We start from the raw sequence: 25830 nt of genomic DNA on the forward strand, positions 1-25830 counted from the left end.
GAGTTGATTTTATGATGTGGAATAAAAAAGCTTATAAATTATTAATTTCCTCTTTTTTGTTTATGGTAGTAATAATCAATAATTTTTTAATTATTGATAGCTTAGCTTTAAGTAGTAATACAAATTTTCATTCTACTGAAGTTGATAGTTTTATTAGTAACAATATTAATAAATTAAATCTTAACGTTGAAATTACCGCCGACTACAATCCTGATAAACCTACTATAATTATATGCGATATTTGCGAATGTATTATGTATGTTTTTCAAGAAAATAATGTTATAGCTAAATATCCTATTTCCGGTGGTAAACCATCAACTCCCTCACCTTTAGGTACATGGACTATTATTAGTAAAGATACTTGGGGAGAAGGTTTTGGTGGTAGATGGATGGGATTTAACGTTCCATGGGGTAAATATGGAATCCACGGTACTATTTTTCCTAATTCTGTTGGTTGGAACTCTTCTCACGGATGTATTAGAATGTACAATAATGACGTGGCAGAACTCTATAAAATAACTAAACATGGCACAAAGGTTATTATATGGGGAGGTCCTTATGGCAACTTTGGTTCTTATTTTAGAACTTTAAAACCTGGTATGAGGGGGTCTGATATATTTGAGCTTCAGGAAATACTAAAAAGCAAAGGTTACTATAAAGCTAATGCTGATGGAATCTATGGTGACTATTTTAAAAATGTAGTACATAAATTCCAAAAAGATAATAACATGACAATCACCGATACTTTAGGGTGGAATTTTTACTCTAAACTTGGGGTAGATTTGATAGAATAATTTTCTATAAGTAAATATTTTGAATCTTATAGCTTTTATTCTTAAAATGTAATTCATGTAATTAGTAGTTTATGTAATAAGTAGAAAGTAGAAAAGAGTTTTATAAATCTTCTACTTTCTACTTTCTACTTTCTACTTTCTACTCAATATTTTATTATATTTTTCTAGTTTTAATATCATTTTTTCCTTAACTGTTTGCATTGTTCCTTTAGAATCTAGCTTGAAATGAGGCTTAAACATGATTTCCATACACTGCTCAATAGTTTCCACCGCATATATATGGAATAATCCTTTTTCAACTGCATCTACAACTTTATCATCTAACACTAAATCATTAATATTAGAATTAGGAATTACCACCCCATGAGAACCATTTAATCCATCAATACTACAAATATCAAAATATCCTTCTATTTTAGCATTAACTCCACCTATGGGTTGAATTTCACCTTTTTGATTAACTGAACCTGTAATAGCCATACTTTGGTTTATTGGTATTCTGCTTAAACTTGAAATTAAAGCTAATAATTCAGCTGCCGAAGCACTATCTCCTTCGATACCCGAATATAGTTGTTCAAAAACTATACTGGCATTAAATGATATTGGCAATTCTTGTCCAACTAATTCACCTATAAAACCAGAAAGAATCATTACTCCTTTGCTGTGGATATTCCCACTCATATCTGTTTCTCTTTCAATATTAACGATACCAGCCCTTCCTGCATAAGTAGCAACTGTAATTCTATGTTGTTTCCCAACCACAGCATCACCATAATCCATAACTGATAAACCATTAATCTGTCCAACTTGAAAACCTGACAGATCTACTATATATATCTTATTTCTGTACATGTCTAAAGTTTTTTGTCTATATAAATCATGCATTTGATGGTATTTGGTTATAGCTTTTTTAATATCTTCTCGTTCAATAATCTTTTTCCCTGTTTTCCTTGTATAAACACAACTCATATCAATTATTTGAAGCATTGTGCTCATTTGAGCTGTAAAATATTTTTGATGATTAACCTGTTTTGATGAATATCTTAAAATTTCCTCCATACCATCTCTTGATATAGGACAAATTTTATTTTTTCTTATATACTCACTATAAAAACCTAGAATATGCATAATATTTTCTTGGTCATTTTCTATCTGATAATCAAATTCTGCTTTAATTTTAAATAGCTTACTAAATTCTGGATCATTAGCTTGAAGTGCAGAATATACATAATTGCTACCCACTAAAATAACTTTAATTTTTAAAGGAATTCCTTCTGGTTTCAAAGAAGAAATTGGAACCATAACCACATTATTTGAAACAAATTCTATGTTTATCTTTTCTTTCATTATAGCTTGTTTCAAAGGCTCCCAACATTGAGCATTACTAAATAACTTTTGTGCATTCATTATTAAAAAACCACCATTGGCTTTATGTATACTTCCTGCTCTTATCTTACTAAAATTTGTAACCAAATTTCCTTTTATATTATCAAATTCTATTTTTCCAAATATATTATTGTAATCTGGAAAATCTTCATAAATAACGGGTGCCCCACTACCTTTTAAATTACTTACTACAATATTAACATAGAATTTTTTAAAAAATTCTTCAACTAATTTTGCTTCTGCAGAATTTTCTTCCTGTTCACTATCTACAAAATATCCAATATTTTCAATAATATGAATTTTCATATCATAAAGATATTTTTCTAATTGTTTTGATTCACCAAAATCTTTTAATATCTTTGCTAAATCATCACCAATTATATTCTCTGTTAATTTTTCATCTAAACTATCCATTTCTTCATTTAATTTTTTATTTATTTCTATAATCTCTTTATTTATTTCAAATGATATCAATTTTAAATCATTTAATCTTTCATTTATACTATCTTTTTCTTCAGCAGATAAAGCTTCATATACTGCTGCTTCCATTTCTTTCTCTCCATCCAAGGGAATGAAGATAAACTCTTGTTGTTGCCCTTGTTTTACTAAAAAATTCAATTCTTTTGCTTTTAAATTTAAATCATTTGTTGTATTTATTATTTGTTTTTGATATTTATTAATAATAGTATTTTTTTCTTTTTCATAACTTTTATCACTAAATACTGCTGGTGCTTGATTTTGAAGTTTTTTTACAAAACCATCCATAGCTAATTTGAATTTATTTCCTGTTTCCGTTGGAAGCTCTAATGTTATAGGTCTTTTTTCATCTTTGAAATTATTAACATAGCACCAATCTTTTGGTTCTTCTAAGTTTTTAGCATACTCTTCTATTTTTCTCACTATGTAGCTTGTCTTACCTGTACTACTATGTCCAGAAATATAAATATTGTAATATTTATTATCCATTTCTAATCCTAAATCTATAGATTCAACTGCTTTTTTCTGCCCTATTATATTTATATAAGGTTGAATATCCTCCGTAGTTTGAAAATTTGGCATATTAGGTACCTTAATCATTAAGTCTTCTTTAGATAATTCTTTAAAAGTTGTCATTAATCCACCTCCGCAATTTAAAAGAGTTTTGGTAACCCCCCATTTGTTTTGTTGATTATTTTATTGATTATTTTGTTGAAATTTGTTATCTATTTATATTATAAAATAATTATTATCAAATTAACATAATTATTGTCAATTTTCTAATAAAATTTTATTCTATTAAGATTTTGCATAAGTAAAACAAAATAAAATAAGGTTTAATCTATGATATAATATAAAATAATAATCATAATCAATCTGATTAAGAGGTGATTTAATATGTATAAAAAAGGAGATTTCCACCTTCACACTTGGGCATCTGATGGAAAACTATCCCCAAAAGAAGTCGTCAGATTAGCGCAAATAGAAGGCATTGATATATTAGCAATAACCGACCACGATAATACCAATGGATTAAATGAGGCTTTAATCGAAGGAGAAAAACTAGGTATAAAAGTTATTCCCGGAATCGAGTTATCAACTACATTAAATAACGAAAGCATTCACATTCTAGGCTATTTTCGTAATAGTGATTATAAAAATGAAAAATTCCAACAATTCTTATCTACATTACAAGAAAAACGCTTAAATCGTGCAAAACAAATAATTGATAAATTAAAAGAATTTTTTGATATCCATATTAGCTATGAAAAAATAATTAAAGACACCCAAGGTCTTATCGCAAGACCTCACCTAGCAAAAGCCATAATAGCTGCTGGCTATCCTTATAGTTGGCAATATATTTTTGAGAACATAATAAACAACGAAAGTCCTGCTTATGTCCCAACAGAAAAAATTTCAGTATCCCAAGGCATATCAATTTTAAAAGAATATGGAGCCTTTGTAAGTCTAGCTCACCCAACACTAATAAAAAACACCCCCATAGAAGAACTCCTGAAACTAGACTTTGACGCCCTAGAGGGTATTTACCCACTAAACAAATGGGACGGTTCACAAATTTTAGATACAAGCGAAAACAATGGGGACGGTTCACAATTTTTCAGTCACTTCACTGAATCTCCTATTTACAAGTGGGAAGAGCTTAAATTTAGAAAACTTGCTAAAGAATATAACAAAGTTCTCACCGCAGGATCTGACTACCATGGGCTAAACAAAAATGACCAAAAGCATGGTTATATTGGTAGTTGTCCTTTAGTAGGTGTAGATTTAAAAGAATTTTGGGGACGGTTCATAAGCATAAATAGTACAGATACTTAACTTTTTCCTACGAGACTTACTGTTTTTTCTCTATATCTTTATAAACTAAAAGCAAATGTGGACATTAGCTTGTCTACATTTGCTTTTAATCTTTACTTGGATTCATATTCCTACAATTTTTTATATAGTTTGTACATCCATACAATTTCAAATCTTTTTCTCTCTTACATCCTTTTTTCTATTGTGAACCACTCACCACTTTAGAAGTGAAAGCTTCCTCTAATCCTAGTCAACCTACAAGTAGGTAATTATTTTACGACTTATCAGTTTCCAAGGCTATGGGTTTTTTAAGAAAATCCCTTTCCGTAGTTCCTACGGTAATTTGAAAAACTAAAATTATTATAACAAATCAATAATAATTTTACAAATGCAATTATTGTAAATAGTGTCGAACTATTTACAATAATATGCTATTCATCTCACCACCTAAGAGGTGGGAGAATTTCGCATATAAAAAGTTAAATTTTATACCTCCATACCCCTGTAAGATTGTAATCTATCGACCCTAGATTACAATCTTAAATAAAGAATTTTTATTACTATATATGTAAATAAATAATAATGTAAGTTTACATATATGAAAATATATCATTGGTCTTCTTCTTCACTATCAATGTCAACTTATTTCTGCTGCAATATTTGAATTTAAAAATTCTTTGATAACATCTTTATATTCTTCATTTTTACTAATAATTATTTGTCCTTTACTACACAAACTAGATAGTGAAGCTAATGTTAAGTTGCCTATTACATAACTTATGTCCTTGAAATTCATATCGCAATATCTTCTCATCAAAAAAACAGCTATTGCCCTATATTCTGAAACTTTTCTACTGTATTTTATCAAAAAATCATCTTTGAATATATGGAATTTCTCACATAAAAATTCTATGATTTTATCTGGGTGCACAACCCTTTTAATTATTTTCGTTCCACTTATATACTCCCACACATCTTTTTCCCATTGTAAATTCTCACCATGTGATTTATCTTCATTAATATTTTTTATATCGTTAATATCGTTAATATCAATATCATCTATTTTCAAACCTAATCTCGCTTTCACATAAGCTAAATGCTCAATTCTTGACTTAATAGGGTCTTTACCAAAATAATTTAGAATAATATATATATTAATAAAACTATTTTCAATCTTACTATTACCACCACAGTATTCTTTCATACTAGAATATTCATAACTTTCTACGTGATCTCTAAACCCTTTTATATCTTTAGGATTATTATGTATGTATGCTGAAACTCTTTTTATTGCCCCTTGGCCGTATATTATCTTACTTTTAAATCTATCTGAAAAAACATGTCCATGCCTATTATAAGTTCTATTATAATACATTGCATAGCTTAAATTAATACCGTGCATAACCTTACTAATATCAGCTCCATTAGAGTATATTAATAAATGAGCATGTGTATCCATAATACAAAATGAGAGTATATAAACATCAAATAATTCTTTATATTTTTTTAAGTATTTAAGGAACTGTGCCTTATCTTCCTTAGATCTAAACAAAGTAATTTCACTACTACCCCTAACAATAATATGATAATAAGCTAATCCATCCTTCTTTCTTTTCATTCTACACATAATTAACACACTCCTAACATTCTATTGAATTTAACTATTTTAGATTCTAGCCAACAGAAAGTTTTTTTAATCAATTTTTTATAATTATTTATCAAAATTTAAGCTAGTTTTACTATGCTTGTTTTTATCCATTTCCACTTCCTAAGATTTTTTATACTAAATTACTAAAATTTTTTATAGAAATACTGAACAGTATCCCATATTACCATATTAAGTTGATTTTTATGAACCGTCCCTATACTTTTTAAACAAAAATCCACACCCAATTTTAAAATTAGGTGTGGATTTTTATTTGTTTTTTGTTTCTTCAATAATTTTTCTAATAATATTACTTATGAATCCTAATAATACTAATAGTAGTAACAAAATATATAGATTTTTTTTATTTAACAGAATTTGTGACCCGTCCCTAAGCTTCTAGCAAAAATGCATAGTAACCTCTCATAGTTTCGTATACATCGGCTTTTGATACTACTTCCCAAGGTGCGTGCATATTTTGTACTGCTACTCCGCAGTCTATTACTTCCATGCCGTATTTGGCAAGGATATAGGCAATAGTTCCACCACCGCCTTGGTCTACTTTTCCAAGCTCTGATGTTTGCCATGTTACATTATGTTTTTCCATCATACTTCTTATTTCTGCAATGTATTCTGGGTTAGCATCATTACAACCAGACTTGCCTCTTGCACCAGTATATTTATTGAATACTATACCTTTTCCAAAGTAAGCAGCATTTCTTTTTTCCATTACACCTGGATAATTTGGGTCATAAGCTGCACTTACATCTGAAGATAGCATTTTACTGTTTGCTAAAGCTCTTCTTAGTTTTATGCCACTATATTCGCCCAATAGTTCCATTATTTCTGCAACGCCATTTTCGAAGAACATAGCTTGCATACCAGTTGAACCCACACTACCTATTTCTTCTTTATCAACTAATAAAGTTACTAATGTTTTCTCTGAAGAATTAATTTTCATCATTGCCTCGAAAGAAGTGTAAGAACAAACTCTGTCATCATGTCCATAAGCCATAACCATACTTCTATCTAATCCAAAATGTCTTGCTTTACCAGCAGGTACAACTTCTAATTCAGCTGATACAAAATCTTCTTCATCAATATCATATTTTTCATTTAATAACTTCATTATATTAGCTTTAACTTTTTCCTTTTGGTCTTTATCCTTTATTGGAATACTTCCTATAAGTACATTTAAATCTTCACCTGTAATACCATCTGCTAATTTTTTTTGCATTTGGTCTCCAGCTAAATGAATTAATAAATCTGAAATACCTACCACAGGATCATTATCATCTTCCCCTATAACTAGATTAACTGTTGTACCATCTTTTTTTATTAACACACCATGTATTGCAAGTGGAATAGTAACCCATTGGTATTTCTTAACTCCTCCATAATAATGTGTATCAAACATAGCTAAATCTGTATCTTCATACAATGGATTTTGTTTTAAATCCAATCTTGGTGAATCTAAATGAGCTCCTAAGATGCTTAAGCCTTTTTCAATAGGTTGGTTACCAATTAAAAATAAAGCCATACTTTTACCCTTATTATTAATGTAAACTTTATCTCCAGCTTTTAATTCACCTTTATTTTCTATGATCATATTTAAATCTTTATAGCCTTCTTTTTCTGCTAAAAATATAAACTCATCAACACATTCTCTTTCTGTTTTACATTTTGACATGAATTGAATGTATTTATCATTTAATTGATTTAATAACTTTATATCTTCTTCGCCATACTTCTCCCATGCTAATTCATATTTTTTTTCTAAATTTTTGTTTTCAGTTATTTCTGACATATATTTTCCCCCTTGAAAATTAACGATTCTTTTAATACTATAATTATTATGCCACAAAATTTTAACAATTTACAGTGTGTTATTAAAATTTCTTCTTGAATAGTAACTTTTATCAAAGAATTTACAACCATTTTTTCTTTTTAAATATCAATAATAATATTAATGAAACCACTAACATTATCCCCAAAGTATAGTAATATCCCCATTCATTATTTGCTAAAGGCATATTTTCAAAATTCATACCTTGCATAGATGTAAATAAATTTAAAGGTAGAAAAATAGAAGTTATTATGGTAAAAATCTTCATTAAATCATTGGTTTTATTTGATATTTCTGATTCAAAGGCTTCTCTCACCAAAGCTAAATTGCTTATTAAATTTTCTAACTCAATCATCAACTTACTTATCTTATCATTTATACTTTTAAAATATTTAAGATTTTCTTTGTCAATAATATTATTATCATTAGAAAGCAAACTATCCCCCACATACCTCAATGGTGACAAGTTTTTTCTTATTTTATATACTTGCCTCCTTAAATTTATAAGATTATCAGCGTGTTCTCTCATAGGTTTCTTTAAAATAGATATTTCAATTTTATCTGCTAATGTTTCTAGATTAGCTATTGTTTCATAATTATTTATAATTATTCTATCAATGAGGTAGTATAAGATATGTGCAGGTTTTGGATTTTCCTTTAATATAAAGCAATTTTTTAGTGTTTTTATATCCCTAAGTAACTCTTCAATTATTTCTATTTGACTTTTATATATGGTTATTATGTAGTCCTTACTGAGATAAATATTTAACTCTTTACAATGGATTTTTTCATCTATCAATTCTAGAACACTTAAAGTTAGAAACATATATCCATCATAAAATATAATCTTACAAGGATTTATTCCTTCGCTCAAACATTCTAGCATACTCTCTTCATCTAGAGAAAATTTATTCACTAAATTTTTAATATCAGTGGTATTTTCCACATTTGCCACAATCCAGTACTGCGATTCATTTAACTTAAAATCATTCTCCACATCAATAAAATCATAATTTATATCAAATACTCTCATAAATCCGCCCTTTGTAAAAACATTTTAAAACAATATCTATTTCTATTATTATATTAATATTATTTCTCAACTTAAAATGATTATGCAAAACAAAAATATAACCCACAAAAAAACTAGCCTTACTTAGCTAGTTTCAGTGACATTTATTTATAATTATAAATTCTAATTAAAATCTATATGATTTACATTTTATACGATTATCCGATTATCAAATAATCAACTTTTACATCATACTTTTCCATTGGAACATCATCTATTAATTGAAATTGGTATGCCAGTCCAATCTTTTCACCACTAAACTTACTCACTACATCATTTACAACTTTATTTGATTGTTCTTTATTAAAAAAATCATAGTCTTTTTTTTCTACTTCCACAAAATTTAAATAATCCATATCCGAAAAAAATTTATCATAATATCCTCCACCATAACCAATTCTTCCTCCCTTATTATCAAAGGCGATTCCTGGGAATATAGCTAAATCAATATTTTCTTTCAAAACTTCTTTCATATTATCGCCAAATGGCTCCAATATTCCATAATTACTTTTATTCAATTCCTTTAAAGATGAAATCTTGTAAGCCTTCATTACCTTTTGTTTATTAAAAACCTTAGGAACACAAATATTCTTACCTATAGATAGAGCATAGTTTATAAGCCGCTGTGTATCTATTTCACTTCCAAAACTAACGTATGTAAAAATAGTATTAGCATTTATAAACTGTTTATTATTAATAATTTCATTAAAAATAAATTCATCTCTTGCATTTTTTTCTTCTGGATTTTGTTCAAAAAACAAATTTCTTTTTTCAATAATTTCCTGTCTGATAATATTTTTAGCTTTCCATTTCATTGATTTCTCTCATTCTTCTATCTATTGTTTCAACTGGGGATTCATTTGAGTTCAAGTTATATCTGTAATTAGCTGCTGCGGCCTCAATTATTACTGCCACATTTCTCCCTGGTCTTATAGGTATTCTAATTTTTTTAGTATCTACATTAAGAATCTCCATGTACTCATTATCTATTCCTAATCTATCATAGTTTTCATATTCTTTCCACTGCTCCAAATAAATCATAAAATCAATTTCTTTCTCATCCGATACAGAGCTAAGTCCATAAAGTGCAGGAACATCAATAATCCCCATACCTCTGACTTCCATCATACCTTTTGTTATATATGGTGAAGCCCCATGAAGTTTTCCATCCACTTCTTTAATATCAACTGCATCATCCGCTACCATTCTATGTCCTCTTTTTACAAGCTCAAGGGCAGTTTCGCTTTTGCCAATTCCACTTTCTCCTACAATTAATATACCAATACCATAAACATCCACTAAAACTCCATGCATTCTAGTCTCTGGTGCCAATTCTTTCTCCAAATAATTCATTATTTTACTTATAAATTTTGTAGTAACCATTTTCGTTCTAAGTAGCCACGTATTGTTTTCAATAGCACTTTCTATCACTTCATCATGAGGTGGTAAATCTCTTGAAACTATAACACAAGGTGTTTCAAAGTTAAAATATTTTTTTAATCTTTTCTTTCTAATAGGAATTTGCATAGTATCTAAAAAGCTCCACTCTGAACTTCCTATAATTTGAACTCTTTCATTAGCGTAATAATTATAAAATCCAGCTAATTGTAGCCCTGGCCTATTAACATCTATAACTGTTATTTCCGCTTTATCTCTTCCTTTTACAACCACTTCTAAATCTAAATCTTTTATTAATTTCTCAACATAAACAATCACCTGTATTCACTCCCAAATCTAAAAATTTTATATATTAACTAATGTGATTAGTATAATGCACTAAAAAATTTACTTTGTAAACTTTTTTCTTTGTGATTTATCCCATAATTTTATTCCTAAAACTATGTTAAGAAAATTTTATCAAAGAATATATTTTAAAATCACTACATCTTTTATTATTTTACCCTAGATAAATGGATTCTTCTATACTATTTAATCAAAAAACTATAATAATGCAAATATAGTATACATAACTAAAAAAACAGCCTAAAAATTATAGGTTATTTCATATAATTTTAGCTATTTTTTGGATTTTAGGTAGAAAGTAAAAATTTTCTATAACTATTTCTTTATAAGTACCTCTAAAATATAACTTTACTCTAATATATGTTTACAATCATTTCATTAAAAATTCAATAGTTTTCTAGATACGCTAAATCAAAAACCAACAAATTATTTATACACAATATATTATATTAAATTTACTCTTTTATAACTACTTTAATATTATTTATATTTTAATTATTAAATATTGTAATTTTTGCTTAATATTATTAGTAGAATATAATAATACACTTATTATAAGTAGTAAACAGCACCATCATAAGAAATTATTTAGGGAGGTATTCTGATGAAAATCCTTATCATATCCAATGATTTGTTAGGCGCATACATACAAAACTATTTTAATAATGAAAATACAGTTTTTGTTTTTGAAAATAAAACTAATATTCTATTTGATAGACCAATTTTATCTGATTATATAAAATCAATTAACCCAGATGTTGTTATAAATAATTTTGAATTCAACAATATTGATCAATGCGAAATACACGAATCAAAAGCAATGAATTATAATTCCATTTCCGCCATGAATATAGCTTATGTATGCAACAATCTTTCTATCCCCATTGTTTATATTTCTACTAATCATGTTTATGGCAATAAAAATGGGCAACCTTATTTTGAAACTGATAAATGTAATCCTATTAATACGTATGGCAAAAGCAAATTAGCTGGGGAAAGATTAATAAAAACCCTCACAAATAAATATTTCATAATTAGGCCTGGATGGATTTTTGGAAATGATAATGATTTGATAGATAATATCATCAAAAATAAATATAGAAATGTGTTCATGTGCTCCAATGAAATAGGCAATCCTACTTATGCTTTAGATTTATGTATTACCATAGATAAAGCCATCCATTCAGATTTTTATGGCACCTATAATTGTTGTAATCCTTACCCTATAAAAAAATGTTTATGGGTTAAATTTATCATGAATGAATTAAATATTAATAAAGATATTATTGAAATACCTTCAAATTATGTACCTAATTCAGCACCAAGGCAAACTTACTCTGCTCTCAATACTGTTCTAATTCAAAATTGCTTCAATTTTATTCCTGAAAACTGGGAAAAACGTACTGTACAAGCTATCAATATTCTAAATAAAAATTGTTAATATGTTAATATAGATATGTAACAAAAATTATTACTATCCCTCCTGCTTAAAATAATTACTATCATACTATAGGTATCCCATTGTGAAACTTAATTTATACTTATACTAAAAACTAGACGTATCAACTAGTTTTATAAATCTCCATGCTTCTAGGAGTTTTGGACACGTATAAATTAATAGTTGAACTGGGATACCTATACATTGACAAACTTCAAAATATAAATTAAAATGATTATATACCCTATATGGGTATGGAGGTGATATTTTGATTAAACTTGATGAAAAAGCTTTAAACTATCTTAAAAGTTTAGATTTATATCTTGTAGTAAATCTAATATCTCAATGTACCGGTGGCTGAGCACCTATTACAACAAAAAGTCTTAGGTTTGAGACTTACAAAAACTCTTCTGACAAAGGACACTTGTCCAAAATTTATGAATATGAAGGTGTTAAAATTTACGTACATGGTGCTTTAAAGATTGAAGATGATGCTTCAATAAATCTTAAGTTCAAACTACCTTTAATTGGACCATTTTGGGGTTATAAAGGTATCAACATTTAAAATTCAATATAAAAAAAGAACTAAGAATTCTTAGTTCTTTTTTTGAATTTTTCAATTAGCTTTATTACTAACTATTTTTTGAATCAACGTCTTCTTCAAGCTGTATTTTATAGATATTTTTCGCATTATCCATGTACATTATTCCATCTAAATGATCCGTTTCATGGCAAATTGCTCTTGCTAAAAATCCTGTAACTTCTAATTTAACTAATTTTCCATTTTCATTTGAACCAGAAACCATAATTTTTCTAGGTCTAACTACAATTCCTTCATATCCCGGGTAACTCAAACAGCCTTCAATATCTTCACTTGTTCCAATTTTTTTAACTATTTTAGGATTTATCATAATAATAGGTTCACTGCCATCTCTTAAATCCACTATGAATATTCTTTTTAAATATCCTATTTGAGGTGCAGCTAACCCTACTCCATCCCCTGCATATAATGTATCCTTTAAATCTTGAATCACAATTCTATCTTCCTCTGTAATATTTGCAATTCTTCTACTTTTTCTTCTTAAAATTGGATTACCATCTTTCAAAATTTCTTTTACTGCCAAAAAATCTCCTCCTAAATGTGTACACTTTAATTTTATACATTATAATTTATATTTCATAATTTACTCTTGATTCTTGATTACTTACCGATATTCATTATATTCATATTCGTAAGTTGAATTTGCAGTTTTACGAATATATGACCCTATTTATTATATACTACATTTCTAGAATTGTAAATTTGGGGACGGTTCTCAATTTTTTAATCTATTTTCCTATTACTATACATCAGTTAATTTAAAAATAACTATCTTCAAAAACTATGGAAGTTTGAGAACCGTCCCCATTTTTTTAAATTTTAAAATCATCAAAAAGCACTACAGTTGATACAATTCAACTGTAGTGCTTTTTTATTTGTTTTAAATGCTTTTTTATTTGATTTAAATGCTTTTTTATTTGTTTTAAATGCTTTTTTATTTGTTTTAAATATTTTAAAGATTTATTTTAAACATTTATTTTAAACATTTTAAACTAATGCTTCTGTTTTTGTATCCGCTTTAGTCTTGGCTTCTGCCTCAGCTTTTGCTTCTGCGGCTTCCATCATACTCTTGACTTTCATAAGTCTAGTAAGGGCGCCTCTTTCATTTTCATCAAGTTTCATTTGAATATATTTTATTGTCTCCTGCAATTGAGGGATTGTCATATACTCTAATGCATTAACTCTTCTTCTTGTTTTCTCAATTTCGTCAGCCATTAATTGACAAGACTTTTCAACTTCGGCTAGTTCTAATAGAGTTGGAAGAATGGTGTATAATTTTTCTATAGCTCCGTCAAGTTCTGCTGAAGTGTTGGCGAAACCATATGGGTAAATACTTCCTTCATCATTTTCTAGCTTTCTTTTAAATTCCATCTTAGGAACGTTAACGCTCATGATGTTTTTAGTTGAAACCTCTACTGAGATTTGTTCTTTCGGGTAAGCAATTGCTTCTTCCAAAAGTTCAGAAGACATTAATGCCCTTGCCATGACAAAATCCTTAAATGAGTCACCTAACATTTCTTCAACTTTCGCTCTAAGTTTATGATTGTATTTAACAAGATCTATGAATCTTCTCATAAGTTCATCTTGTTTATCTTTCAAAAGCTTATGACCTCTTGTTGCAGTTGTTAATCTTTTCTTTAGTCCGGTGAGCTCCATTCTTGTAGGATTGACATTAAGTCTTGCCATGGTTATTCACCTTCTTTTTTATCTAAGTATTTTTCTAAATATTCATCTCTAATTCTTTTAAGCTCTGTTCTAGGAAGTATAGATAATAATTCCCATCCAAGAGTTAAAGTTTCTTCAATTGCTCTGTTTGTTTCAAAACCTTGAGCTACGTATTTATTTTCAAAAGCTTCAGCAAATTTAGCATAAGCTTTATCTGCATCAGATAAAGCAGATTCACCTAAGATAACTGCTAATTCTTTTGCTTGCTTACCTTGAGCATAGGCTGCAAATAATTGGTTCATTGTATCTGCATGATCTTCTCTTGTTTTATCTCTACCAATACCTTTATCTTTAAGTCTTGAAAGTGATGGTAAAACATTTATTGGAGGCATTATACCTTTCTTGTAAAGTTCTCTTGAAAGTATAATCTGTCCCTCTGTAATATATCCTGTAAGGTCAGGAATTGGATGTGTTTTATCATCTTCTGGCATTGTTAGTATCGGTATTTGAGTGATAGAACCCTCTTTACCTTTTATTCTTCCTGCTCTTTCATATAAAGTAGAAAGGTCAGTATATAGGTAACCTGGATATCCTCTTCTACCTGGAACTTCTTTTCTTGCTGCTGAAACTTCACGAAGAGCTTCGCAATAGTTTGTAATATCAGTCATTATAACTAGAACGTGCATACCTAATTCATAAGCTAAATATTCTGCTGTTGTTAAAGCCATTCTAGGAGTAGCTATACGCTCAACTGCAGGGTCATTTGCAAGATTCATAAATAAAACAGTTCTATCAATAGCTCCTGTTTTAGTAAAGTCTTCTACGAAGTATTGAGCTTCTTCGAAAGTTATACCAACCGCTGCAAATACAACAACGAATTTAGAATCAGAATTTTTAACTTTTGCTTGTCTTGCGATTTGAGCTGCAAGTTCAGCATGTGGAAGACCCGCTCCTGAGAAAACAGGAAGTTTTTGTCCTCTAACTAATGTATTCAAACCATCAATAGCCGAAACCCCAGTTTGAATAAATTCAGATGGGTAGTTTCTAGCATATGGGTTAATAGGTTCCCCATTAATATCAAGCTTTTTATCAGCTATAATTTTTGGGCCACCATCTTTAGGTCTTCCAAGTCCGTCAAAGACTCTTCCAAGCATATCTTCAGAAACCCCAATTTCAAGAGGTCTTCCTAAGAATTTTGCTTTTGTTCCTTTTAAATTTATACCTGTAGATCCTTCAAATATCTGTACTACTGCTTTATCTTGTGATATTTCAAGAACCTTACCACTTCTAATTTCACCAGTTTGCATTTCAATTTCAACAAGTTCATCGAAAGTTACACCGCTAACTTTATCAACAACCATTAAAGGTCCAACAACCTCACTTACTGTTTTGTACTCTTTAAGCATTAGCTACACCGCCTTCCGCTATGAGCTTATCCATTGCTTCTACTAAATCTACTGCTATTTTATCAATATTATCAATATCTTCTTCTGCAATATACTTAGATCTCGCTATTCTGTCTCTTATGTCTCCCATATCTATAATTTCTTTTAGATATACACCAGCTTTAAGAGCTTTTTCTGCTTCATCTCCAAAAGCTAATATTAATTTTAACATCTTATATTGTTTAGCTAAAGAAGCATAAGTATCTATTTCATGGAAAGCATTTTGCATCAAATAATCTTCTCTAATAGATTTTGCTACTTCAAGTTTTAGTCTATCTTTTTCAGAAAGAGCATCTATACCAACAAGTCTAACTATTTCATCTAAACTTGCTTCTTCTTGAAGTAAACTCATTGCTTTTGTTCTAAGGAAAACCCAATCTTCTGCAACATTTTCATTCATCCATCTTCCTACTTTTTCCAAGTAAAGAGAATAAGAACTTAACCAGTTAATAGCAGGGAAGTGTCTTTTATAAGCAAGTTGAGCATCTAGTCCCCAGAAAACTTTAACTATTCTTAAAGTTCCTTGAGTTACAGGCTCTGATAAATCTCCACCTGGAGGGGAAACTGCACCAATAGCTGTAAGCGCTCCTTCTCTATTATCTTCACCTAAACAAATAACTTTACCAGCTCTTTCATAGAACTCAGCAAGTCTTGAACCAAGATAAGCTGGGTAACCTTCGTCACCAGGCATTTCTTCAAGTCTACCAGACATTTCTCTTAAAGCCTCTGCCCAACGTGATGTGGAGTCAGCCATAAGAGCAACTGAATAACCCATGTCTCTGAAATATTCTGCTATTGTAATTCCTGTATAAATTGAAGCTTCACGAGCTGCAACCGGCATATTAGATGTGTTTGCAATAAGTACAGTTCTCTTCATTAATGTAGATCCTGTTTTAGGGTCTTTTAATTCTGGGAACTCATTAAGAACGTCTGTCATTTCATTTCCACGCTCTCCACAACCTATGTAAACAACTATTTCAGCATCTCCCCATTTTGCCAATTGATGTTGAACAACTGTTTTACCAGAACCGAAAGGACCTGGAACACATGCTGCTCCACCTTTAGCTACTGGGAAGAATGTATCTACAATTCTTTGTCCTGTAACAAGTGGTGAAATAGGATTTAATTTTTGAGCATATGGTCTACCTTTTCTAACAGGCCATTTTTGCATCATAGTTAATTCTTTAAGACCGTTTGCTGTTTCAACTTGGCAAACAACTTCTTCTATTGTAAACTCTCCATCTTTAATGCTTTTAATCTTACCTTCAATACCATATGGTACCATTATTTTATGAAGTACAACAGAAGTTTCTTGTACTGTACCAATAACATATCCAGGCTTAACCTCATCTCCTACAGCTAGCTTAGGTTCAAAAACCCATTTTCTTTCTCTACTTAAAGGTAAAACTTCAACCCCTTTTGTTAAAAAGCTACCAGCTTTTTCTGCTAATTTATCAAGTGGTCTTTGGATACCATCAAATATAGCTTCTAAAAGACCTGGTCCCAATTCAACACTTAAAGGTTCTCCGGATGAAATTACAGGGTCCCCTGGTCCTAAACCAGAAGTTTCTTCATAAACCTGTATAGAAGCTTTATCGCCCCTCATTTCAATTATTTCACCGATAAGACCTTGATTACCAACTTTTACAACGTCATATATATTAGCATCATCCATTTCCTCAGCAACAACTAGAGGTCCGGATACTTTAATTATTCTACCAGTTTTCAAGTTACTTACCTACCTTCCTTATAAAATATTAACTCCAACGGCTTTTTCCACATTATCATTAATTCTTTGCATTCCAATATTAAGTGATCCTTGATTGCTTGGAATTAATATAATAGCGGGTACTGTTTGCCTGTTATATCTCTCAATAGTTTCATCAATATTTTTAGCAATCTGCTCAGTAACAAAAATAACTGCGTAATTGTTCATGGCCATTTTGTCTATAGTTTTTTTAGCTTCCTCAGCTTCAATTACAGGATAAACATCAATTCCAATAGCTTTAAAAGCTAATACAGAATCTTTATCTCCTACTACACCAATCTTATACATAAATATCACGCAGCCTTTCTCTTATGACATCTGCAGCTATGTTGTTTAATTTCCCAACCATTATAATTCTAACTATTTTTATTTCATTTTCCTTAGCATAAATGTATGCCAAAAGAGGTTCTGCTCCAAAACTAACATATTTAGCATCTTTAATGAAATTCATGATGAAATTATCAGACAACATTTCAAATTTATTCAATCTGCCCGTTTTACTAAATTCATCTATACCAAATTTTAAAACTTCACTATAATTGGTATAATCTAGTTTAGAAATAATATTTTCATTGGATTCATTCAACAATTGAACTAAAGTATCTATATCTATAGTTCCTCCTTCAAGTAAAGCTTGTTGAAGGAATTCTCTATCTTTTTTTTGTTTCTTTATTCTTAATAAAGTTTTTAAATTTGATAAATCTACATTTATTTTTACAAATTTAAGTAGATAATCAATATTAAGTTCTGTTGCAATAGAAAGCATATTCTTATACATATAAGAATCCAAAATAATATCTATTTTTTGAGGATCTTTTTCTTTTTCATAAGATTCCTCTACTTTCTCAACAGCTTCTCTCATAATTGGATTAAGATCATAATAGTCCTTTAGCTCAATTATGTTTTTTAACACATTGGTGTCAATAGTACCCACTGGTATAAACAAATAAGACAAATCTTTACCCAGTGCATTACCCTTTATTAGAACTTTGATGTTATGATAGTCATACCTAACACTCATTAAATCAATTATCTTTTTCTCAGGTGAAACATTATACATAAGTGAATACAAACTTTTAAGTTCTTCTGAAAGAACTATTTCGTAATCCTCTGGCTTTTTAGCTTTTGGCATATGAGCCCCGTACTCTGTTTCTCCTAAAATTTTAAAAGATTCAACCGTGGTACTACTATCTATCATTCTATCAAGCTTTGCTCTATCAAGGAGTTTTGTTTCAATTGCTCTAAGCCTACTTACTGCTTGAGCATAAGCTACATTACTCATTAGCTAGCCTCCCTTAGTTGAATAAAGCACGTGCAACTTCAGCTTCAAGCTCATCTCTAAAAGAGTTAACTAAGGCTTCAAAAGTATTATTGATTTCAATTCCAGCTTTAGCTAAAACGAATCCACCCTTCATTTCTCTTTTTTCCAAACTTAGCTTTAATGTTCCCAATTTACCTGCCTTTTTTAATTCAGTGTTTATTTCCAGCATAAGATTAGGAGTTACAGCACTATTATTCATTCCTACTATAATTTCTTCATCACCATCTATAGGTAAAGATAAAATGCTTTCTTTAATAAATTTTGCATGATCTTCTGCAGAAATTTTAGAAAGTTCTTCAACTGCAAGTGCAAAAGTATTGTTTAATACTTGTTGCTTTGCCTCAAGTTTCATATTTCTTACTGTAAGCTGTGCATTTGATAAAACTCTTTCACTTCTTGTTTTTGACTCAACTTTAGCTTTTTCTATAAGAAAATCGCCTTCTTTTTCAGCTTGAGCTATGCTTTTATCAATTATATTTTTTTCATTAGATCTAGCCTCTGCTAAAAGCTGTTCTGCTTTTTTATTAGCGTCCTCTATGATCTTAGATGTTAAAGTATTTAAATTAGACACAAAATATCACTCCAAATCAAATTAGACATTTTAAACTAGATATTTTAAATTATACATTCAAGATTATGAACAATGATACAACGAAGTTAAGTAATGCATATGTTTCAACCATAACTGCGTATATAACACCCTTCATTACATGCTCAGGTCTTTTTGCAAGAATTGACATAGCTGCTGCTGCAGTTTTACCTTGTGAAATAGCTGAACTCCATCCTGCTAAAGCTATTGGAAGAGAACCCATAAATATAAAGAATCCTTGCTCTAATGTTGGGTTAGTTCCGCCTAAAACACCAACTTTTATTAAAATAATTAACGCAATAACGAATCCATATAAACCTTGAGTACCTGGTAAAACGTCAAGTATAATAGATTGACCAAATTTTTCTGGATCTTCTGTTACAACTCCTGCTGCTGCTTGCCCTACAAGGCTAATACCTTTTGCTGACCCTATACCACTTAAACCTGCCGCTAAAGCTGCTCCTAGTAAAGATAAAATTAATCCACCATTGTTGTTTAATAAAAATTCCATGAAAGTACCCATTATTCTTTCCTCCTACTTAATTTTGAATTTTATTGTTTTTGATATTTATAAATTTATTTGATGATTTGAAAGGGGTAAACTTTTTCCCTCCGCCCTCATAAAATTTGTTGAAAAATTCTAGGTATTGAAGTCTTGCAGTGTGTACATATGAACCCAAAGCATTTATTGCTAAATTAAATGCATGTAAAGCAACAAATAAAATTGGACCTAAAATGTAAACAAATGGTGCTGGTATCAATTTAATAATCATATTAAAGGCCGATGCTATAAATCCAGTAGCTAACCCCAAAGCCATAAGTCTAGAGTAAGAAACCACATCTCCAAAATATCCTGTTATATTGTATACTCCAAAAATACCTCCACCTATTTTTCCACCAATACTCTTTGCATCTCTTCCTTGAGTTAGAAATAATGAAATTAAACCAAATATTAATAATATCATTCCTATAGAACTTGATGGAACTAAACCCATAAGAAGTGCACCTATAACAGTTATAGCCCATGTAGCTACATCATATAATGCATCCTTAATTTTGTTTTGTCTTATTAAAATATAAGCTTTTATTCCGAGTCCAACAAATATATGAACTATACCAAAAGCAAATGAAATAATAAGTATTTTATTTATTTCTGTGCCGGGATTCAATAAATATGGCACATTATCTATTCCAAAAAGTGAACTTGGCGCATCTCCAAACCATCCTCCATAGATAATACCCCAAACAGTTGTTGAAATTCCAAGGTAGAAAATCAACTTAGCAAAACTTCTTTGTGCTTTTTCAAGTGGAAGGATTTTTAATGCAATAAAAGTTCCTAATACCATGATAATACCATAGCCTGCATCTGACAGCATCATGCCAAAGAATATAAGATAAAATACTGATAAAATAGGTGTTGGGTCTATTTCTCCATAATTAGGCAAAGAATACATTTCTGTTATACTTTCAAAGGGTTCAACAAAAGCATTATTCTTTAATTTAATAGGCACAACATCTTCTTCACTAGCTTCAATAAATTCCAAAAAATATTCTGAGTTCAAAGTATCTTCCACTATTTCTTCAAGCTGAGCGTTTTCTTCTACACTATTCCAACCTTCGATAAGAATAATGTTTTCACTTTTACCAAAATTATCACAAATCTTAGCTCTATTTAATGAACTTTCAATATGATCATAAGCTATTATTAATTGCTCATATTCCTTATTTTTAGCTGAAGCTTGTTGTGAAATTTTTTCTATTTCTTCTTCTATTTTCAAAATCTCTTCTTTGTGCTTTTTAATTACATCCAAAGGTTTTTTATCATATTGAAAGCTAGCTTTACTAAAAGCATGCTCCTTAAAAATTTCATTTGCAGTATCTTCTAGTTCTTTTAAGATTACCACAAACAAATAAGTATCATTTTTATCCTGACTTATTACTTCTAAATAAGTAGAATCATTTTTTTGTGAAAATTCTTTTTGAAATGATTCCATTAAACTTGTTGGCATAGTTCCAACAAAAGCTGATGTTAATGAAAGATCTTTTAAATCATCAAAAGGTGAATCAAACTCTACCCATGATTTCAATGCTTCTACTTCACCCTGAAGCTTTGTTTCCTGGTTATGTAGAAGATTAAGCTTTTCATCCATACTTTTCAAATCTTCATAAATTGATTCCCATTGAGATTTTTTCATAAAATCTTCTACTTCTTCAAATGTGAAGGTCTTTTTTCCTTCTTTTAAAGCTTTTAGACCTTTTTCTTTCTTAATATATTTGTCTAAAAAATCAATAGAAAACTTTACTTTTGATAATTGGTTCTCAATTTGATGAATCTCATCATTGTTGGATGCAATACTCAAAAAGCTAGTATCTTCTTCCTTTAAACTTTCATGAAGGTTTTTAAATTGTATTCCTTCAAATTTTTGTAGATTTTGAAGAAGCTCTTCCTTTTGTGATTCAAAAGCATACAGATTAAACTTGTTCATTTTAACTATTGCCATTGATATTCACGATCCTCTCCATTACTAACTTAACTGCTCCTTGAATTTTTTCCTTTGGAACATTCAATATGGTATTCTTTTCAGATTCTCCTTCTTCCAGGATAGGTTTTGAGTTTTCTTTTGCTTTTTCTACAGCTGATGTAATAATTCCATTTGCAATAGTTCTTTTCTCAGCTAAAAGAGTTTTATACTCTTCCAAAGCCTTTACTTCTGCTGTTTTAACTATTTGAGTTTTTTCAGCTAAAGCTTTTTTTACAATTTCATTGGCCTTTTCCTCTGCTGCTTTTATTTCATTTAATGCTTCTATTGCCAAGTTCTCACCACCTTTACAAATAATTCTGAATATTCTATTCATAGATAAATATAACCCACTAAGTTATACTATGAAACTTACTAAGCTATAATAACTAACTTGATATGATTTAAACTCTAATGCTTTATGTAGTATTAATAACAGCTTATTTTTTTTATTATACTACTTTTACTATTAATTTATCAATATGTCTTATATATTAATATTTGGTTGTAAAACGCTATTACTCCTTTTATACTACAAAATACTAATAATTACTAGCATTATTATTTTTTTAACGAACTTTAATGTGTTTTATAAATTGTTTTGTACGCATTCTGTAATTTCCTTAGTTTCATTTATTCCTTCACTTTCATAAAGATAATAACAGTTTTTCTTTACTATCAATGTTTCTTGAATAAATTTTTCTAGATTAATAGAATATTTTTCTATATGAAGTTTATTCTTATCTAGATTTAAATATTCTTTTAACACAATATTTTTGACTATTTTCAGCTCTTCATTTGTTAATAATCTATCCAAAAATCCTGGCAACCATCTTTTCTTATTATATAACAAATAATCAAACTTTATTATTTCCTTTAATACTTTACTATCTTTTCCTAACTTTTCTTCATTAAACTCTATAAAAATCTTGTAATAATCTGCATTAGAAATATTTCTACTCAAATACCCTTTTTCTTCAAAAAATTCTCCTAAACTACTATAAAAATCAAATGGTGTGGTAAAGGAACCAACAAAATATTTTAATATATTTTCAAACTTTTTTGAATTATAGTATTTATCTACTACATGCTCTACTCTTTTTAATTTTATTAGTTCCCAATAATCCATTGTATTAGTCTTTAATATTTCATAAGGGGGAACCGGAGAATATTTCATGCCCCATTTTTCCACTTCCGCTTTCATAGGTGTTCCATCAATAATCTTTAAAAACCCTAATTGTATTTCTTCTGGTTCCATTTGATAAATATCATTAAAAGAATTTCTACAAGAATTATAATCTTCCCCAGGCAAGCCTGCAATTAAATCCAAGTGTTGCTTTATATTTTTTAAGTTTTTAACCTGTTTAACTTTTTCACTAATATTTTCTGTATTAACTTTTCTATTTATATTCTCTAAGATTTCTACATTGGTGGTTTGAACTCCTACTTCAAATTGGAATCTTCCTTCAGGTGCCCTTGATAATAACTCAACCTCTCCAGGGGTTAATAAATCTGCTGAAATTTCAAAATGAAACATGGTATTTGTATTTAACTCTATTAAAAATCTCCAAATTTCCATTGCAAATTTTACGTTACAATTAAAAGTTCTATCTACAAACTTAACTAACTTTACTCCTTTACTTGAAAAAAAATCCAATTCTTTTTTAACCGTTTCTATATCTCTAAATCTAACATTTAAATCAGTGGCAGATAAACAGTATTTACATCCAAAAGGACAGCCTCTTGAAGCTTCATAATATAATATCTTATTATCCATAGCTTCATCATCCTCAGTATAAGGAAATTTAACTTTATTTATATCCATCAAAGAACGCTTTCCTGAATAAAGCACTTCATTTCCCACTTTATAATAAAGTCCTTTTATTTTCTTTAATCCATCTAATATATTATCTCTATTTTTATTATTAATATTTGCTATTTTATATTCTATAAGTTCTTTATAAGTTTCTTCCCCTTCTCCTTCAATAATTATATCTCCATTATTATCTCTTAAAAACCTCAATCCATCAAAACTAACTTCTGGCCCTCCAAAAAACACTTCTGTTTGTGGTGAAATTAACCATACTAGTTTTGCTAAATGTTTAACCATATCAATATTCCAAATATAACAAGAAAAGCCTATCATATCTGGTTTTTCTTTTAATAAATCCTCTAAGATTCTTTCTTCTCTATCATTGATTGAAAATTCTTTAATAATACATTGATAATTTAAATCCTTTGTATACTTTTCTAAATACCTTATTGCGATATTAGAATGAATAAATTTTGCATTTATCCCTACTAATAAAACTTTTAAATCTTTCATTTAATTACCCTTTCTTTTGTGCTTTAATATAAAACATACCATTCGAATCTTTTTCGTAAAGTATTTCAAATTTACTATTAAGCAACTCTTTAATTTCATTTAAATTATTTTGTTTTAAAAGATTAAAATCTTTATGCTGAAGACTTTTAATTTTTCTATATGGAAGAATTACTTTTATACTTACATCTATAGTTTCTCCACGCTTTTTATCAATATCCCAAATATAAAGAAACCCATCTTTATCTAAATACTCATAGATTCTTTGAATAAATTTACTTTTCTCCTTTTTAGAAAGCATTCTTCCAAAAGTTAAAAATGAAGCACAAGTATTGTAATTATCTTTTCCTTCATTATGAGCAGATTTACTTTCTTTTATGTATTTTACATCCATGGTTTCCTTGCTAGTTCTGCAAATATTATATATAATTCCCCAGTTATCATATCCAATGTCTAAAACATCTCCATTAAATCTGATATTTTCCATATTAACTATTATATCACCTTTCACTGTTTTCCTCCTCAATTTCACAAAATTCGTCTTTAATTTTTTATATCACTTTAAAAATCAAACCACTTAAATATCTTCCCTATAGAATATTTCTACAAAAAAACGATAATTCCTCCATTTAATGGTAGAATCATCGTTTAGATATTACTTTTCTTTATTTATAACTCTGTAGAAATCCAACATAAAGCCTGCTGTTGTAATTTGTGCTTCCCTTAAAATTTCTTCAGAAATTTTCTTATATCGCATTTCTATATTTTTTATATAATCATATTTCATATCAATTTTGTTAGCAAAAACCGCATTTTTCTTTACATACATATCTACACTTTCATAATCTTTTATACCTTTTTCAACTCCATATGGATAATTACTAAGAATTTTACTTATTATCCACAATTCAAAATTTCTATGCTTATTCAACAAATGATTACTAACATGTTGCGGTACTGTAGCATCTTGAATCAAGTGGCATGATGCCCCGAAAAAAAATACTCCTTTATTCATATCTCCCGCTTCAATATATGCTAAAGCTTTATCATAATATTTAAGACACTCATCCAAAGCATTAGAAAATCCATATAAGCCCCTTTGTTTTTCATAATGATAAAAATGATTTGAGCTTTTAAAATCTTGATCTGCCCAAGTAACTCCTTCATTTATACACTTAAGATGACTTTTAAAAAATTCATACTCCTTTTGGTATCCTTCATTCTTCAATATAATAACCGATTTATCATTAATATATTTGTGGGTAATACAATGTGTTTTTAAAATCAATTTTTTAATAGGGTTAACAGCAAACATAACACTTTTTATAGTTTTACCAAAGGTATGCTCTATTTTTTTCTTCATGTTCATTTCTCCATTCTTAG

The 25830-nt window shown here is 29.0% G+C and carries 22 protein-coding genes; 3 read left to right on the forward strand and 19 right to left on the reverse strand.

Features of this window, described 5'->3' with window-relative positions; all coding sequences use genetic code 11:
* Window positions 1–11: 11 nt before the first annotated feature.
* Window positions 12–794, forward strand: a complete 783-nt coding sequence (locus tag BUB83_RS02420; protein WP_242950618.1) for a L,D-transpeptidase family protein — start codon at window positions 12–14, stop codon at window positions 792–794.
* Window positions 795–926: 132 nt separating this feature from the next.
* On the opposite strand, the gene BUB83_RS02425 is transcribed toward BUB83_RS02420, so the two are convergent.
* Window positions 927–3293 (reverse strand): Lon protease family protein, encoded by a 2367-nt coding sequence (locus BUB83_RS02425; RefSeq protein WP_242950619.1) that lies wholly within the window; start codon window positions 3291–3293, stop codon window positions 927–929.
* 261 nt (window positions 3294–3554) lie between these two features.
* Between BUB83_RS02425 and BUB83_RS02430 the strand changes: the two genes are divergently transcribed.
* Complete coding sequence (locus BUB83_RS02430) at window positions 3555–4493, forward strand: PHP domain-containing protein (protein ID WP_073336653.1); 939 nt, start codon at window positions 3555–3557, stop codon at window positions 4491–4493.
* A gap of 616 nt (window positions 4494–5109) precedes the next feature.
* Here the strand turns inward: BUB83_RS02430 and BUB83_RS02435 are convergent.
* The 5 genes from BUB83_RS02435 to hprK form a co-directional block, all read right to left on the reverse strand.
* Entirely contained in the window at window positions 5110–6099 is a 990-nt protein-coding gene (locus BUB83_RS02435; protein WP_073336654.1) for a transposase, read from the reverse strand.
* 409 nt (window positions 6100–6508) lie between these two features.
* Window positions 6509–7924, reverse strand: a complete 1416-nt coding sequence (locus BUB83_RS02440; RefSeq protein WP_143160458.1) for an aminopeptidase — start codon at window positions 7922–7924, stop codon at window positions 6509–6511.
* Window positions 7925–8045: 121 nt separating this feature from the next.
* Complete coding sequence (locus tag BUB83_RS02445) at window positions 8046–8996, reverse strand: magnesium transporter CorA family protein (RefSeq protein ID WP_073336655.1); 951 nt, start codon at window positions 8994–8996, stop codon at window positions 8046–8048.
* A 197-nt stretch (window positions 8997–9193) separates the two neighbouring features.
* A complete protein-coding gene (locus BUB83_RS02450) occupies window positions 9194–9850 on the reverse strand; it encodes a 5-formyltetrahydrofolate cyclo-ligase (RefSeq protein ID WP_073336657.1) in 657 nt (218 codons plus the stop codon).
* Window positions 9834–10751 carry an HPr(Ser) kinase/phosphatase gene (gene hprK, locus BUB83_RS02455; protein ID WP_073336658.1) on the reverse strand — a complete coding sequence of 306 codons (918 nt, stop codon included), beginning with the start codon at window positions 10749–10751 and terminating at the stop codon, window positions 9834–9836. The genes BUB83_RS02450 and hprK overlap by 17 nt, the downstream gene beginning before the upstream one ends.
* 631 nt (window positions 10752–11382) lie before the next feature.
* Between hprK and BUB83_RS02460 the strand changes: the two genes are divergently transcribed.
* On the forward strand, window positions 11383–12219 hold the full coding sequence (locus BUB83_RS02460; protein WP_073336659.1) for an SDR family oxidoreductase: 837 nt from the start codon (window positions 11383–11385) through the stop codon (window positions 12217–12219).
* A 629-nt stretch (window positions 12220–12848) separates the two neighbouring features.
* Here BUB83_RS02460 and def read toward each other — a convergent pair.
* The 13 genes from def to BUB83_RS02525 all read right to left on the reverse strand — a co-directional run bounded on the left by def (window position 12849) and on the right by BUB83_RS02525 (window position 25810).
* Entirely contained in the window at window positions 12849–13340 is a 492-nt protein-coding gene (gene def / locus BUB83_RS02465; RefSeq protein WP_073336662.1) for a peptide deformylase, read from the reverse strand.
* Between the two features lie 464 nt (window positions 13341–13804).
* Entirely contained in the window at window positions 13805–14503 is a 699-nt protein-coding gene (locus tag BUB83_RS02470; protein ID WP_073336664.1) for a V-type ATP synthase subunit D, read from the reverse strand.
* A gap of 2 nt (window positions 14504–14505) precedes the next feature.
* Window positions 14506–15888, reverse strand: coding sequence for a V-type ATP synthase subunit B (locus tag BUB83_RS02475; RefSeq protein ID WP_073336666.1), 1383 nt, complete (start codon window positions 15886–15888; stop codon window positions 14506–14508).
* A complete protein-coding gene (locus BUB83_RS02480) occupies window positions 15881–17656 on the reverse strand; it encodes a V-type ATP synthase subunit A (RefSeq protein WP_073336670.1) in 1776 nt (591 codons plus the stop codon). The genes BUB83_RS02475 and BUB83_RS02480 overlap by 8 nt, the downstream gene beginning before the upstream one ends.
* Window positions 17657–17674: 18 nt before the next feature.
* Entirely contained in the window at window positions 17675–17989 is a 315-nt protein-coding gene (locus tag BUB83_RS02485; protein WP_200801423.1) for a V-type ATP synthase subunit F, read from the reverse strand.
* On the reverse strand, window positions 17976–18977 hold the full coding sequence (locus tag BUB83_RS02490) for a V-type ATP synthase subunit C (protein WP_073336672.1): 1002 nt from the start codon (window positions 18975–18977) through the stop codon (window positions 17976–17978). Before BUB83_RS02490 ends, BUB83_RS02485 begins: the two co-directional genes overlap by 14 nt.
* A gap of 13 nt (window positions 18978–18990) precedes the next feature.
* Window positions 18991–19587, reverse strand: a complete 597-nt coding sequence (locus BUB83_RS02495) for a V-type ATP synthase subunit E (protein ID WP_073336674.1) — start codon at window positions 19585–19587, stop codon at window positions 18991–18993.
* A 49-nt stretch (window positions 19588–19636) separates the two neighbouring features.
* Window positions 19637–20128 (reverse strand): V-type ATP synthase subunit K, encoded by a 492-nt coding sequence (locus tag BUB83_RS02500; RefSeq protein WP_073336675.1) that lies wholly within the window; start codon window positions 20126–20128, stop codon window positions 19637–19639.
* A 16-nt stretch (window positions 20129–20144) separates the two neighbouring features.
* Window positions 20145–22106 carry a V-type ATP synthase subunit I gene (locus tag BUB83_RS02505; protein ID WP_073336676.1) on the reverse strand — a complete coding sequence of 654 codons (1962 nt, stop codon included), beginning with the start codon at window positions 22104–22106 and terminating at the stop codon, window positions 20145–20147.
* The gene (locus tag BUB83_RS02510; RefSeq protein ID WP_073336681.1) at window positions 22093–22419 is read right to left on the reverse strand and encodes a hypothetical protein; all 327 of its coding nucleotides are present in this window, start codon (window positions 22417–22419) and stop codon (window positions 22093–22095) included. The genes BUB83_RS02505 and BUB83_RS02510 overlap by 14 nt, the downstream gene beginning before the upstream one ends.
* A 294-nt stretch (window positions 22420–22713) precedes the next feature.
* Window positions 22714–24450 carry a B12-binding domain-containing radical SAM protein gene (locus BUB83_RS02515; RefSeq protein WP_073336683.1) on the reverse strand — a complete coding sequence of 579 codons (1737 nt, stop codon included), beginning with the start codon at window positions 24448–24450 and terminating at the stop codon, window positions 22714–22716.
* Between the two features lie 4 nt (window positions 24451–24454).
* Window positions 24455–24958: a hypothetical protein gene (locus BUB83_RS02520; protein ID WP_084133366.1), complete on the reverse strand. Its 504-nt coding sequence runs from the start codon at window positions 24956–24958 to the stop codon at window positions 24455–24457.
* Window positions 24959–25102: 144 nt separating this feature from the next.
* Window positions 25103–25810, reverse strand: coding sequence for a zinc dependent phospholipase C family protein (locus BUB83_RS02525; protein ID WP_073336685.1), 708 nt, complete (start codon window positions 25808–25810; stop codon window positions 25103–25105).
* Window positions 25811–25830: the final 20 nt, after the last annotated feature.

Source organism: Clostridium grantii DSM 8605 (assembly GCF_900129965.1).
In the GTDB taxonomy this organism is placed as follows: Bacteria; Bacillota; Clostridia; order Clostridiales; family Clostridiaceae; genus Clostridium_AF; species Clostridium_AF grantii.